The sequence below is a fragment of the Solwaraspora sp. WMMA2056 genome, assembly GCF_030345095.1.
Taxonomy (GTDB): domain Bacteria; phylum Actinomycetota; class Actinomycetes; order Mycobacteriales; family Micromonosporaceae; genus Micromonospora_E.
Genome location: NZ_CP128360.1, coordinates 3,574,785 through 3,588,801, shown reverse-complemented (window position 1 = coordinate 3,588,801; position 14,017 = coordinate 3,574,785). Strand labels below are relative to the sequence as shown.

The 14,017-nt window shown below is 71.7% G+C and carries 9 protein-coding genes and 2 pseudogenes; 2 read left to right on the top strand and 9 right to left on the bottom strand.

The annotated features are described in order from the left end of the window. Window positions 1-54 precede the first annotated feature (54 nt). Together O7608_RS16335 and hisD are read right to left on the bottom strand one after the other, a co-directional pair. A pseudogene (locus O7608_RS16335) lies at window positions 55-1,137 on the bottom strand (histidinol-phosphate transaminase); the annotation flags it as partial. A 98-nt stretch (window positions 1,138-1,235) separates the two neighbouring features. Continuing rightward, window positions 1,236-2,540: pseudogene (hisD, locus tag O7608_RS16330) on the bottom strand (histidinol dehydrogenase); the annotation flags it as partial. An 87-nt stretch (window positions 2,541-2,627) separates the two neighbouring features. Between hisD and O7608_RS16325 the strand changes: the two are divergent. Next, a complete protein-coding gene (locus O7608_RS16325; RefSeq protein ID WP_289205386.1) occupies window positions 2,628-3,329 on the top strand; it encodes an LON peptidase substrate-binding domain-containing protein in 702 nt (233 codons plus the stop codon). Here O7608_RS16325 and O7608_RS16320 read toward each other — a convergent pair. Continuing rightward, a complete protein-coding gene (locus O7608_RS16320) occupies window positions 3,244-4,029 on the bottom strand; it encodes a DUF2567 domain-containing protein (RefSeq protein ID WP_289205385.1) in 786 nt (261 codons plus the stop codon). The two genes, O7608_RS16325 and O7608_RS16320, sit on opposite strands and share 86 nt — an antisense overlap. 19 nt (window positions 4,030-4,048) lie before the next feature. Then, on the bottom strand, window positions 4,049-7,585 hold the full coding sequence (dnaE, locus tag O7608_RS16315; protein WP_289205384.1) for a DNA polymerase III subunit alpha: 3,537 nt from the start codon (window positions 7,583-7,585) through the stop codon (window positions 4,049-4,051). 185 nt (window positions 7,586-7,770) lie between these two features. On the opposite strand from dnaE, the gene O7608_RS16310 reads away from it, so the two are divergent. After that, window positions 7,771-9,372, top strand: coding sequence for a glycosyltransferase family protein (locus O7608_RS16310; RefSeq protein ID WP_289205383.1), 1,602 nt, complete (start codon window positions 7,771-7,773; stop codon window positions 9,370-9,372). Between the two features lie 6 nt (window positions 9,373-9,378). Here O7608_RS16310 and O7608_RS16305 read toward each other — a convergent pair whose 3' ends face one another. The 5 genes from O7608_RS16305 to O7608_RS16285 form a co-directional block, all read right to left on the bottom strand. Then, window positions 9,379-10,914 (bottom strand): MinD/ParA family ATP-binding protein, encoded by a 1,536-nt coding sequence (locus O7608_RS16305; protein ID WP_289205382.1) that lies wholly within the window; start codon window positions 10,912-10,914, stop codon window positions 9,379-9,381. Window positions 10,915-11,092: 178 nt separating this feature from the next. Next, window positions 11,093-11,932, bottom strand: a complete 840-nt coding sequence (locus O7608_RS16300; protein WP_289205381.1) for a hypothetical protein — start codon at window positions 11,930-11,932, stop codon at window positions 11,093-11,095. Between the two features lie 57 nt (window positions 11,933-11,989). Then, window positions 11,990-12,931, bottom strand: a complete 942-nt coding sequence (locus O7608_RS16295) for an RluA family pseudouridine synthase (protein ID WP_289205380.1) — start codon at window positions 12,929-12,931, stop codon at window positions 11,990-11,992. Between the two features lie 2 nt (window positions 12,932-12,933). Continuing rightward, complete coding sequence (gene lspA, locus O7608_RS16290) at window positions 12,934-13,509, bottom strand: signal peptidase II (RefSeq protein ID WP_502959128.1); 576 nt, start codon at window positions 13,507-13,509, stop codon at window positions 12,934-12,936. Between the two features lie 50 nt (window positions 13,510-13,559). Then, window positions 13,560-13,979: a TraR/DksA family transcriptional regulator gene (locus O7608_RS16285; RefSeq protein WP_289205379.1), complete on the bottom strand. Its 420-nt coding sequence runs from the start codon at window positions 13,977-13,979 to the stop codon at window positions 13,560-13,562. Between the last annotated feature and the right edge of the window lie 38 nt (window positions 13,980-14,017).

Sequence of the window (14,017 nt, the reverse complement as noted above, 5' to 3'; positions counted from 1 at the left end):
CGCCGTCAGGTCTGTGGTCGCGGCCAGGTCCCCCGCCGCTGTCAGGTCTGTGGTCGCGGCCAGATCGGTCATCGCGGTGAGGAAGGCGTCGGTCTCGGCCGGCGTGCCCGCCGTCACCCGCAACCAGCCGGTCAGCCCGACGTCGCGCACCAGCACGCCCCGCTCCAGCAGCGCCTGCCAGGCGTCACGCTGGTCACCACCGACGGAGAACAGCACGAAGTTGGCGTCGCTGTCGGCCACGGTCGACCCGAGCTGACGCAGCCGCGTGACGATCCGGTCCCGCTCCTGCTTGATCGCCGCGACGGTGCCGAGCAGCAGGTCCCGGTGCGCCAGCGCCGCCCGCGCCGCCGCCTGGGTCAGCGCCGACAGGTGGTACGGCAGCCGGACCAGCTGTACGGCGTCCACCACCGCCGGGTGCGCCGCCAGGTAGCCGAGCCGGCCACCGGCGAACCCGAACGCCTTGCTCATCGTCCGGGTCACCACCAGCCGGGGGTGCGCCGGCAGCAACTCCAGGGCGCTGCGGGTGCCGGGTCGGGCGAACTCGGCGTACGCCTCGTCCACCACCACCATGCCCGGCGCGGCCGCGAGCACCGCGTCCACCACCGCCGGGTCCAGCGCGGTGCCGGTCGGGTTGTTCGGCGAGCAGAGGAAGACCAGGTCCGGCTGGTGGGCGGCGACCTGCGCGGCGGCGTCGGCCGCAGTCAGCCCGAAGTCCGGGCCGCGCCGGCCGTCGACCCACCGGGTGCCGGTGCCCAGCGCCAGCAACGGGTGCATCGAGTACGCCGGGGTGAACCCGAGCGCCACCCGCCCGGCACCGGCGAACACCTGCAGCAGCTGCTGCTGGATCTCGTTGGACCCGTTGGCGGCCCACACCCCGGCGGCGCTCACCCCGTGGCCGAGGTAGTCGGCCAGCTCGCCGCGCAGCGCCACCGCGTCGCGGTCCGGGTAACGGTTCAGCTCCCGCAGCTGGGCGGTGACCGCCGTGCTGATCGCCTCGACCACCACGTCCGGCAGCGGGTAGGAGTTCTCGTTGGTGTTCAGCCGCACCGGTACGTCCAGCTGCGGGGCACCGTACGGGCTGCGGCCGCGCAGCTCGTCGCGGATCGGCAGATCGTCGAGGCTGACCGGGGCGCTCATGCCGACCCCTCCGGGCCGGCGGTGCCGGCCGTGGCCACGGTGGCCGTACCCGACGCCCCCGCGCCCGCCGTGGCCTGCCCTGCCGTCGTCGGATCGGTGAACCGGGCCTGGACCGCCTGGCCGTGCGCCGGCAGGTCCTCGGCCCGCGCCAGGGTCACCACGTGACCGGCCACGTCCCGCAGCGCGTCGGCGTCGTACTCGACGATGTGCACGCCCCGCAGGAACGACTGCACGCTCAGCCCGGAGGAGTGCCGGGCGCAGCCGCCGGTCGGCAGCACGTGGTTGGAGCCGGCGCAGTAGTCACCGAGCGAGACCGGCGAGTACGCCCCGACGAAGATCGCCCCCGCGTTGCGGACCCGCAGCGCCCACTGCCGGGCGTCACGGGTCTGGATCTCCAGGTGCTCGGCGGCGTACGCGTCGACCACGGCCAGTCCGGCGTCGAGGTCGTCGACGAGCACCGTCCCGGACTGGGTACCGCCCAGCGCGGTGGCGATCCGGTCAGTGTGCCGGGTCGCCGGCACCTGCCGGGCCAACTCCCGGTCGACCGCGTCGGCCAGCTCCACCGACGGGGTGACCAGCACGCTGGCGGCCAACGGGTCGTGCTCGGCCTGGCTGATCAGGTCGGCGGCGACGTGCACCGGGTCGGCGGTGTCGTCGGCGAGGATCGCGATCTCCGTCGGGCCGGCCTCGGCGTCGATGCCGACCACCCCGCGCAGCAGCCGCTTCGCGGCGGTGACCCAGATGTTGCCGGGCCCGGTGATCACGTCGACCGGGGCGCACCGGTCGGTGCCGTCCGGGTCGACGGCGGCACCGTAGCCGAGCATCGCGACGGCCTGGGCGCCGCCGACGGCGTACACCTCGTCGACGCCGAGCAGGGCGCAGGCGGCGAGCACCCGGGCGTCGGGCAACCCGTCGTTGTCGCGCTGCGGCGGGCTCGTCACCACCAGCGAGGTCACCCCGGCGACCTGGGCGGGGACCACGTTCATCACGACCGTCGACGGGTACACCGCCAGGCCGCCGGGCACGTACAGCCCGACCCGGCCGACCGGCACCCACCGCTCGGTGACGGTGCCGCCGGGCACCACCTGGGTGGTGACCTCGGTACGCCGTTGGTCGGCGTGCACCCGCCGGGTCCGGTCGATGCACTCCAGCAGCGCGGCCCGCACGTCGTCGTCGAGGTCGCGTTCGGCGGCGGCCAGCGCCTCGGACGGCACCCGCAGCCGGGCCGGGCTGACCCCGTCGAACCGCTGGGCCGCGTCCCGGATCGCCGGGTAACCATGGTCCCGGACCGCCTCGACCAGCGGGCGGATGCGCTCGACCGCCACGGAGACGTCGAGCTGGGCACGGGGCAGCAGGTCACGCGGGTCACGTGACCCGCCGCGCAGGTCGATCCGGTTCAGCACGCCTGCGAGTCTAGGCCGCCTCCCAACCATCGGACGCTGGCCGTCCAGCCGACGGGACGGTGAGTGTCACCACGCTACGCTCGACCAGTGGGTCAGCGGCTACCGATCTTTCCGCTCGGGACGGTGCTCTTCCCCGGGCTGGTGCTGCCTCTGCACGTCTTCGAGGAGCGCTACCGGGCGCTGGTCCGCCATCTGACCAGCCTGCCCGAGGGGGTCACCCGGGAGTTCGGGGTGGTGGCGATCCGGCGCGGCTGGGAGGTCCTACCGACAGCCGGGCCGCCGGGGGCGCCCACCCCGACGGCGGTCAGCCTGCACGACGTCGGCTGCACCGCCGAGTTGCGGCAGGTCACCGAGCTGCCGAACGGCCGGTACGACATCGTCACGGTGGGCCGGCGGCGGTTCCGGGTCACCGAACTGGCCGACGAGGGTACGCCGTACCTGACCGCGTCGGTGCGGTGGCTGCCGGAACCGGCCGGTCAGGAGATCCTGGCCGACCGGCTGGCGCCGCAGGTCCTGGCGCTGTTCCGGCAGTACCTGGAGCTGGTGCGCACCGACTCCGCGGAGATCACCGAGCAGTTGCCGGAGCAGCCGACGGTCCTGTCCCACCTGGTCGCGGCCACTGCCGCGTTGACCATCGGGGAGCGGCAGGCGTTGCTGGCGGAGCCGGACACCGCCCGTCGGCTGGGGGCTGAGCTGCGGATGCTCAATCGGGAGGTGTCGCTGCTGCGCCGGGTGCGGGCGGTGCCGGTTCCGCTGCCGGAGCTCGCGGTGCCGGCGAGCCCGAACTGACCGGCGGTGCCTGCGCACCGGATCCGCCCTCGACTGTCGGCGGGTCTGCCGTCGGTGCGTCGGGGCGCAGGTCCGGGTAGCGGGACCAGCCGGCCAGCATCGTGTAGACCAGTGCGGCACCGAACGCCGGCGCGAAGAAGGCACCGTTGAGTGCGGGCAGCACCCCGAACCACAGGTCGATGTCGCCGGCGTGCAGATCCGGGGGGCGGCTCAACGTCGCCCCGACCTCGGCGGCCTCCAACGCCTGCCGGTAGCCGGCCAGGCCGATCTGCCGACCGAGGGCCCAGGCGACCGCCGCCGCGCCGAGCCCACCGATGGTCACCGCCAGCAGCCCGGCCGGGCCGCGCCGACGTGGCGGCAGCGCCCAGGCACAGATCCCGGCGAGGATGCCGAACCCGAGTCCGAGCAACGCGAACCAGCCGTCGGCGGCAACGAAGTACTCCGGGTCGCCGCCCCGTACCGCCGCGCCCTGCTCGGTCTTGACCACCGGCACCCAGGGCGTCAGCGTCGACCAGGCGAGCCCCAGCAGTACGCCGCCGAGCACCATCGCCGCGACGACGAGGACCGCCGGACGCCGCCACGGTGCCGCTCGGCCGGAGGTGGCCGCGACCGTGGCCCCGGGATCCGTCGGCGTCGGCGTCGGTAGGTCGACGGACTGGCCGGGTTCACCGGACTGGCCGGGTTCGGACGGGGAACTCACCCGGTGATCCTCTCAGGTCTCAGCCGGCTACGGCGGCGGGCCCGAGCAGTGCCTTGAGGTCGGCCATCAACGCCGTGGTGGGGGCGACCCGGTGCGGTCCGAGGCGCAGCAGGGTGGCGCGGCTGCCGTTGACGAGTTTGACGTGCACCTCGGCCGAGCCGGGATGGCTGGTGAGCACGTCGCGCAGGCTGTCCACCAGGGGCGGGGTGCAGCGGGCCGGTGACAACGCGATCACGATGGGCTTGATCTCGTCCGCGGCGGTGATCTCCGGCACGGACAGGTCCATCGCCATCAGCCGGGGCTGGTCGTCGCGCCGGTCGACCCGGCCCTTCACCACGACGATGGCGTCCTCGGCGATGTACTGGCCGACGACCTCGTAGGTGTTGGGGAAGAACAGCACCTCGACCGCGCCGCCGAGGTCCTCCAGGGTCGCCGACGCCCAGGCCCGGCCCTGCTTGGTGATCCGGCGTTGCACCCCGGACAGGATGCCGGCCAGGTTCACCACGCTGCCGTCGGCGACGGCGCCGTCCTCGGCCAGGGCCGCGATGGACATGTCCGCTGCGGCGGCCAGGACGTGTTCGACACCGAACAGCGGGTGGTCGGAGACGTAGAGGCCGAGCATCTCGCGTTCGAAGGTGAGCAGGTCGGTCTTGTCCCACTCGCCCTCCGGGATCGGCGGGGTGACCACCATCGCGCCGCCAGCGGCGGAATCCGCCGCCCCGAAGGCGTCACCGAACAGGTCGTACTGGCCCACCGCCTCGTTGCGCTTGAGGTCCATGAACGAGTCGATCGCGTCGGCGTGCACGGTCAACAGGGCTTTGCGGGGGTGGTCGAGGGAGTCGAACGCGCCGGCCTTGATCAGCGATTCGACGGTACGTTTGTTGCAGGCCACCGCGTCGACCTTGCGCAGGAAGTCGTAGAAGTCGGTGTAGGCACCCTTTTCCTTACGGGCGCGGGCGATCGCGTCGACGACGTTCGTGCCGACGTTGCGGACGGCAGCCAGACCGAAGCGGATGTCGGAGCCGACCGCGGTGAACCGGGCACCGGAGGCGTTGACGTCCGGCGGCAGCACCTTGATCTTCATCCGACGGCACTCCGCCAGGTAGACGGCGGCCTTGTCCTTGTCGTCACCGACGCTGGTCAGCAGGGCGGCCATGTACTCGGCCGGGTAGTTGGCCTTCAGGTACGCGGTCCAGTAGGAGACCAGCCCGTAGCCGGCGGTGTGCGCCTTGTTGAACGCGTAGTCGGAGAACGGGACCAGGATGTCCCACAGCGTCTTGATCGCCTCGTCGGAGTAGCCGTTGTCCCGCATGCCCTGGGAGAACGGCACGTACTCCTTGTCCAGGATCTCCTTCTTCTTCTTGCCCATCGCCCGCCGCAGCAGGTCGGCCGCGCCCAGGGTGTAGCCGGCCAGCTGCTGGGCGATCGCCATGACCTGTTCCTGGTACACGATCAGGCCGTAGGTGTCACCCAGGATGTCGGCGAGGGGTTCGGCGAGCTCGGGGTGGATCGGCACCACCGGCTTGCGGTTGTTCTTGCGGTCGGCGTACTCGTTGTGCGCGTTGGCACCCATCGGACCGGGCCGGTACAGCGCCAGTACGGCGGAGATGTCCTCGAAGTTGTCCGGCACCATCGAGCGCAGCAGCGCGCGCATCGGCCCGCCGTCGAGCTGGAACACCCCAAGCGTGTCGCCCCGGGCCAGCAGCTCGTAGGCGCGCTTGTCGTCCAGCGGCAGCTCCTCGAGCACCAGGTCCAGGCCCCGGTTGTCCTTGATCCCGGCCAGGCAGTCGTCCATCACCGTCAGGTTGCGCAGGCCGAGGAAGTCCATTTTCAGCAGGCCGATGGACTCGCACGCGCCCATGTCCCACTGGGTGATGATCGCCCCGTCCTGCTCCCGCTTCTGGATCGGCAGCACGTCCACCAGTGGGTCGCGGGACAGGATCACCCCGGCGGCGTGCACGCCCCACTGCCGTTTGAGGCCTTCCAGCCCCTTGGCCGTGTCGACGATCTTGCGGACCTCGCCGTCGGACTCGTACAACGACCGGAACTCGACCGCCTCCGGGTAGCGCGGGTGTTTCGGGTCGAAGATCCCCGACAACGGGATGTCCTTGCCCATCACCGGCGGCGGCATGGCCTTGGTGATGCGGTCACCCATCGCGAACGGGTAGCCGAGCACCCGCGCCGCGTCCTTGATCGCCGCCTTCGCCTTGATCGTGCCGTAGGTGATGATCTGCGCGACGCGTTCCTCGCCGTACCGCTCGGTCGCGTACCGGATCATGTCGCCGCGGCGACGCTCGTCGAAGTCCATGTCGATGTCCGGCATCGACACCCGGTCCGGGTTGAGGAAGCGTTCGAACAGCAGGCCGTGCGGGATCGGGTCCAGCTCGGTGATGCCCAGGGCGTACGCGATCAGCGCCCCGGCCGCCGACCCACGACCGGGGCCGACCCGGATCCCCTCCCGTTTGGCGTAGTCCACCAGGTCGGCGGTGACCAGGAAGTACCCCGGGAACCCCATCTTGATGATCACGTCGAGCTCGTACTCGGCCTGTTTGCGGTGCCCCTCGGGCACCCCGCCCGGGAACCGGCGCTCCAGTCCGCGCAGCACCTCGGCCCGCAGGAAGGACTCCTCGTTCTCCCCCGCCGGTACGGGGAACTGCGGCATCAGGTCCCGCGAGGCGAACAACGCCGAATAGTCGCCGATCTTTTCGGCGACTTCCAGGGTGTTGTCACACGCCCCGGGCACCTCGGCGTCCCACAGTTTCCGCATTTCCGCGGCCGACTTGAGGTAGAAGTCACGCGCGTCGAACTTGAACCGTTTCGGATCCGCCATGGTCGACCCGGACTGGACACACAGCAACACCTCGTGCGCATCCGCGTCCCGCTCATGCGTGTAGTGCAGGTCATTGGTGGCGATCGGCTTGAGGTTGAGTCGCTTACCGAGCCGGATGAGGTCTTCCCGGATCCGGGTCTCGATATCGAGACCGTGGTCCATCAGCTCCAGATAGAAATTGTCCGCACCAAAAATGTCACGGAATTCCGCAGCCGACGCGCACGCCTTTTCGAAGTCACCGATCCGCAACCAGGTCTGCACCTCGCCGGAGGGGCACCCGGTCGTTGCGATGATCCCCTTGGCGTACTCGTGCAGCAGCTCACGGTCCGCGCGAGGCTTGTAGAAGTAACCCTCCAAGCTGGACCGCGAGCCCAGGCGGAACAGGTTTCGCAGGCCGTCGGCGTCCGCCGCCAGCATCGTCATGTGCGTGTACGCACCACCGCCGGAAACGTCGTTCTCTCCGCCGTCGGCCCACCGCACCCGGGTCCGGTCACGCCGGTCCGTCCCCGGCGTCAGGTATGCCTCCAGGCCGATGATCGGCTTTACTCCGGCGCCGGTCGCCTGCTTGAAGAAATCGTACGCACCGAAAAGGTTCCCGTGGTCGGTCATCGCCAACGCCGGCATTTCCAGCCGATTCGCCTCGGCGAACAACTCTTTCAACCGGGCCGCACCGTCGAGCATTGAATACTCTGTGTGCACATGCAGATGCACGAAGGAATCGGACACCGACCGGCCCCCTTCTCCCGTCCCGGCGACAACCACGCGACCTTACCCGACCACCCCCGACCCGGGGCGACGGCACACCGCACCCGCCGGTCACGACGGCGATCCGCGACCTCAGATGGCGACAGGCCGGGCAACGCGGGGGACACCGGACACCGAACCGACACCTCAGGCATTACGGTCTGTGTGTGAGCGATTACCCTCAGAGGAGACCGCTGCTTTCCCGCGTCGCGGCGACCGGTGCTGAGGTGCTGGTCAGCCTCGGCGTCGCAGGCGGGTTCCTGGTCTGGAGCAGGACCATAGAAGTCGACCCGCTGGATCGCAAGGGCCAGGTAGCCGGCCTGGCCGCCCTGCAGTTGCGGTTCGCCGTACTGGCCGCACTACTGGTCGTGGCGATGGTGGTGGCGCACCGGCTGCTGGCCCACGCCCACCACGGGTACGCCGTACGGATCGGCTGCGCCGCCGTGGCCGGGCTCGGCACCGGCCTCGTCGCCGGCGGCGTCGCCGTCGCGCTGAACGGCACCGAGATGTCGCTGTGGGCCGGCGGCGGTGACTACAGCTGGATCCTCGCGTGGACCGCTGACCTGTGGTCGGGACGCGGCATCTCCGACCACTACCCACCCGTGGTCTTCTGGTTGATCGGCGCCTGGGCCCGGATGACCGGCCAGCCGCACGTGCTGGCCCTGCAGGACCTGCAACTCGCCGGCACGGCACTGTTCGGCCCGGCCGCGTACCTGGCGTGGCGACTCGTCCTACGCCCGGTCCCGGCGGTGACGATCGGCATGCTGGCCATGCTGCCACTGATCGAGCCGGTCAAGCCGTACCCACAGATCACCCTGGTGATGCTCGTCCCGGTGCTGGTCGCGTTCCTGTCGGCGGTCCGCCGCGCCGACACCATGAGCCTGCGACGGGCGGCGCTGACCGGCCTGCTCGCCGGAGCCGGCTTCGGCCTGCTCTTTCTGCTCTACTCCGGCTGGTACGTCTGGTGCGCCGGCGGCATGCTGCTGGCGGTGCTCCTGCTGGCCCCCTGGCGGCACGGCTGGCGCCCGGTGCTCGTCCTCGGCGGCACCGCCGTCGTCGCCTTCGTCGCCGTCTCCTGGGTGCATCTGCGAGGGCTGCTCGCCCCCACCGGCGGAACCTCCGACAACTACTTCTACTTCGACACCGACACCGAGCCCGCGTACATCGCGATGTGGCGCAACGACCGCCCGGCCGACGTCGGACCCGTCTGGCCTCCGGTCGGCGAACTCGGCGGCGTCGGCCTGTTCACCCTGCTGCTCGCCGCCGGCCTGGCGCTGGCACTGGCGCTGGGCTGGCGACGCAGTGTCGTCGTCGCTGTCGGTGCCTGCGCGGCCAGCGCCTGGTTCATGCGGATGTGGCTGGCCAGCGAGCAGTGGCAGACCCAGACGGTACGGCTGTACCCACGGACCACCGCCGTGGTGCTCTACTGCCTGCTGATCCTCACCGGCTTCGGAGTGCTGCTCGCCGTCCGGCAGTGGCGTCGACGTAGCGCCACCACCGGCACCGCCACCACCGGCGGGCCCGACGCCGGCCGGTCGACGGCACCGGTCGGGTTGCTCCTGGTGCCGTTGCTGTTCGTGCTCGCCTCCGCCGGATCCGCCACCGTGGACCGCTACATGCCGGACGAACGCTCCGACCATGCCGGCTTCTTCTCCTGGACAGCCCACACGCAGAACTATCCGGACGGCCGCTGCTCCCGCTGGGGCGTGGCGCACGGTTGCGTACCGTCGACCGGCGGCACGGCGAGCGAACGGCCGGCGAGTGACTGAGCCGGGTCAGCGTACGAAGGGCTCCAGCATGACCGAGGCGGCCTGCAGCCAGGCCTGCCGCGTCTCCGGCTGCAACTGCGGGTACTCGATCGACGACCCGGTCTCCAGGGCCGGGTCGTAGGGCACCACCGCGACCGCCCGGGTCCGGGTGGCGAAATGCCGCCGCAGATCCTCCAGCAGCGGCGCCGGCCCCGGGGTGGGACAGGAGAGCAGGGTGACCGCGTTCTCCACCAGGTCACCCATCCCGACGTCGTGGAGCAGATCGAGCATCCAGTCAGCGGTGAACGCCGCGTCCTCGCGGGGCACGCAGGTGACCACCAGCTGGTCGGCGGCCTGCAGCACCGTCTGCCAGTTGGCGCTCTCCACGTTGTTGCCGGTGTCCACACAGATCACGTCGTGGGTACGGCGCAGCAGCTCCAGCACCCGCCGCACGGTCTGCGGGTCGAGCCGCTGCGCGAACCGCGGGCTCTCCTCGCCGGCCAGTACGTCGTACGAGCCGTCGGAGGCGTGCCGCAGGTAGTCGTCGAGCCGGTCGGTCAACTCGTAGCCGTGCGCGGACTCGATCTCCACCAGGTCGGTGATCAGGTGCCGGATGGTCCGGGCGTGCCGGGCGCTGCCCGCACGCAGCCCCAGCGTGCCGCGCAACTCGTTGTCGTCCCAGGCGAGCACGCCGCGCCCGCGCACACTGCCGATGGTCGCCGCCGCCAGCACCGTCGCCGTGGTCTTGTGCACCCCGCCCTTGGGGTTGGCGAACGCCAGCACCCGGGGCATCCCGAGGTTACGCCGCAGGACGCTGGCCGCCCGGTCGACCTCGGCGTCCGGCTGGCTCTCCCGCCACTCGATCCGGGCCGGATAGCCGCCATCGGCACCGCCGGGCGGCCCAGGCTCGGGTCGACCGCGTACCGGCGGGGGCGGGGTGGGCGTGAACCCTGGCTGCGACCGCCCCGGATGGCCCGACGGTGGACCCGGTGGCGGCCCTGGGCGTCCCGGTGGTGGGCCGACGACCTGGCCGGGCCGAGGGCCGACCTGGCCCGGTGACGGGCCGGGTTCGGGCGGGGCGGGCCGAACTGGCCGCACCGGGACGGCGTCCCGGTCCGGCACGGTGCCGGGTACCACCGGATAGGCCGGCGCGTAACCGGCCTGCGCCCCGCCGGGCGCGAGTGCTGCGTAGCGGCCGGCCCCCGGCATCGGCGGTCCGGTGTCGTACGGGTAGCCGCCCACCGGCGGTGGACCCGGGTCGTAGGGGCGGCCGCCGGCCGGCGGCGGGACCGGTTCGAACAGGCTCGGAGCCGACGGGCGGACCGGCTCGGCCGGTCGGTCCGGTCCGCCGGACCCGCCGTCGGGGCGTCGGCCAGGACCGGAGCCGTGCGGTGCCGGCGCTGCGGCCTGCCCGTTGTCCTGTGGCCGGGTGCCGGTGCCGTTGCGGTCGTCCACCTCGGGGTGCTCGCCGGTCCGGCCACCGAGGCGGGCGCGGTCGAGCAGCGCCCGCCAGCGCGGCGGTGGTTCCGCAGGACGGCCCCAGCCGTTCTCGGTGCCCTCCACGGCTCACCCTCCCCAGCGCTATCGGTCCCCGCCTGACAGGCTACGAACCAAATCCCGTCAAGGCCACACCGCCGGAGGCTATTGGTGCCTCGGCACGACAACTCCACTGGGCGCTGGTGACCGTCCGTCACGATCACCAGGCCGCGATGCCCCTGCGGCACCCCGGGGTAGCGTACGGTCACCCACCGGCCGGTCGCGCACCGGCAGGTGTCTCGGCCGGCACCACCTCGTCGTGCTCGGGCAGCGGCGGCAGGAACACGGTACGTTCCAGCCGCCGGACCTCGGGCGCGGGATCGACCGCCCGTACCTCCGCATGCCCGGTCAGGTCCCGCAGGACGTCCGGGCCGCCACGGACCACCGCCGCGTACCCGCACGCGCAGTACCGTCGGTAGGCCTCGGCCTCGGCGGTGGCGACCCGGGCACCCGTGTCGTAGAGCTTCCACAGATCCAACTCGGCTGCCCGACCCAGTTCGGCCACCCGGCGCCGGTAGTCGGCGGCCTCCCGGGTCTTGCGCTGCGCGACCTGGTCCATGCCGGTCAGCACGTCCTCCGGCAGCCGGTACGCCGGCATCCGGACGACCTGGGTCTGTTCCGACCCCAGCGGCACCCGCAGATACACCTCCACGACCGACACTCCGGACAGGACCGATGCCAGCCGGCCCGGCGGGAGATACTCACTGAAGGTGACCAACGCGTACCCTTCGCCCTGCGTCGCCGTCGGTGCCGGACCGGCGGCCATGGTCGCGAGTTCGCTGCGGGCCGCCTGCAGGTAGTCCGTGATGGACTCGCCCTCGGCCACTCCGACCTGGACGACGCCGTCGACGGTCGGCAGCGCCGCCGCTCCCGGATCGTGGTCGACCGCCCACAGCGCCGTGGCGGCCACGACGCTGACCGACGCCGCGGCCACCCCGGCCAGCAGGTGCGGCCGTACCGGTCGGTGTGCCAGCCCGGCCACGGCCTCCGCCAGCACCGGCAGCAGCCTCCGGTCGATCCCCCGCAACAGGTCGCCGGCACGCACGGACGACTCCCTCCCGATGGTGGGATGGACAGTGGACAGACGCGTGCGCGGGCAGACTCACTCGCCGAGTACGGCGAGAGCACGCTTCAAGTCGTCAGGATAGTCGCTGTGAAAGCGAACTTCCTCCGCCGTACGGGGGTGTAGGAAACTGAGCGCACGGGCATGCAGCCACTGGCGGGTCAGTCCGAGTCGGGCGGCGAGTGTCGGATCGGCACCGTACGTCAGGTCACCCACGCACGGATGCCGCAGGGCCGAGAAGTGCACCCGGATCTGGTGGGTACGACCGGTCTCCAACCGGATCCCGACCAGGCTGGCCGCGGGAAACGCCTCGATCGTCTCGTAGTGGGTGACGCTGGGCTTGCCGCCGGACACGACGGCCCAGCGGTAGTCGTGGTGGGGGTGCCGGTCGATCGGCGCATCGATCGTGCCCCGCAGCGGATCGAGGTGGCCCTGCACGACGGCGTGGTAGCGCTTGTCCACCTCGCGTTCCTTGAAGGCGCGTTTGAGCACCGAGTAGGCGTGCTCGCTCTTGGCCACCACCATCAGCCCGCTGGTGCCGACGTCGAGCCGGTGCACGATGCCCTGGCGTTCAGCGGCACCGCTGGTGGCGATGGTGTGCCCGGCCGCCGCGAGCCCGGCGAGCACTGTCGGGCCGGTCCAGCCCGGGCTCGGGTGCGCCGCGACCCCGACCGGCTTGTCCACCACGACGATGTCCTCGTCGGCGTGGACCACGGCCAGGCCGTCCACCGGTTGCGCGACGACCGTCGGCGCGAGGGCGGGTGCCGGTAGCACCACTTCCAACCAGGCGCCGGCGCTCACCCGGTCGGCCTTCTGCCGGGTCACCCCGTCCAGCGCCGCGTCGCCCGACTCCACCAGGGCGGCCGCCGCCGTCCGGGAGAGCCCGAACAGTCGGGAGACGGCCTGGTCCAGCCGGAACCCGTCGAGGCCCTCGGGCACCGGCAGGCTCCGGCGCTCGCCGGGTCGGGCGGAGATGGTCATCGTCAGGCCCCTCGCGTCAGTCGTCGGCCGTCGCGTTGGCGACCGGTCAGTTCCAGCAGTACGGCGAGGACCACCCCGACCACCAGGGCGCTGTCGGCGACGTTGAAGATCGGAAACACCTGGCCACGCGGGTCGAAGACGCTGAACATGTCGACCACGTGGCCGAGGAACGGACCGGGTGCGCGGAACATCCGATCGAGGAAGTTGCCGAGTGCGCCACCGAGGATCAGCCCGAGCGCCACCGCCCACGGTGTCGACCGCAGCCCCCGTGCCAACCAGCCGATCCAGCCGACCACGACGACGGTGACCAGGGAGAAGATCCAGGTGTAGTCGGCACCGAGGCTGAACGCCGCGCCGGGGTTGCGGATGAGCGTCAGGTAGAGGACACCGCTGACGACCTCGACCGGCTGGCGGCCGGTGAGCGCGCTGAGTGCCCACTGTTTGCTGCCGAGGTCGACGAGCAGGGCGACGACCGCCACCGCTGTGAGAAGTCCCACCGCACGCCGGGTGCCGTGGGTCTCAGCGACAGCGGGTCGCTGCTGCGGATCCGCGGTCAGCTGTCTCTCCCCCTCGGTCACGTCGGCGGCGTCCGCCGAGCGGCCTCGGGTCGATCGACCGACCCGCCCGACTAGCGCCGCTCCTCAAGTTGCTTGCAGGTCACGCAGAGGGTCGCCGAGGGGAAGGCCGCGAGCCGTTCGACCGGGATGTCCGTGCCGCACCGCTCACACCAGCCGTAGTGTCCCTCGTCCAACCGCTCCAGCGCCCGCTCCACCTGGTTGATGCGGTCCAGGATGTTCCTGGCGAGAGAAATCTCCTGCTCCCGCTCGAACGTCTTGGTGCCGGTGTCGGCCTGGTCGTCGCCGGCCGAGTCGGTCAGCCGCTCCCGCTGCAGCTCGGTGATCTCGCTCAACGTCTGATCATACTCGGTGCGCAACTCGTCCCGTCGGGCCTGCAGGGCGCTACGGATCTTGGTGGTCTCCGCCGCGCTGCGCGCCGGCCGGGCCGCCGGCCTGCGGGCGGCGGTCTTCGTGTCGACTGGCTTGGCCATCGTCGCTCCCTCGGCCGCGTCACCGGCGGCAATCGGCA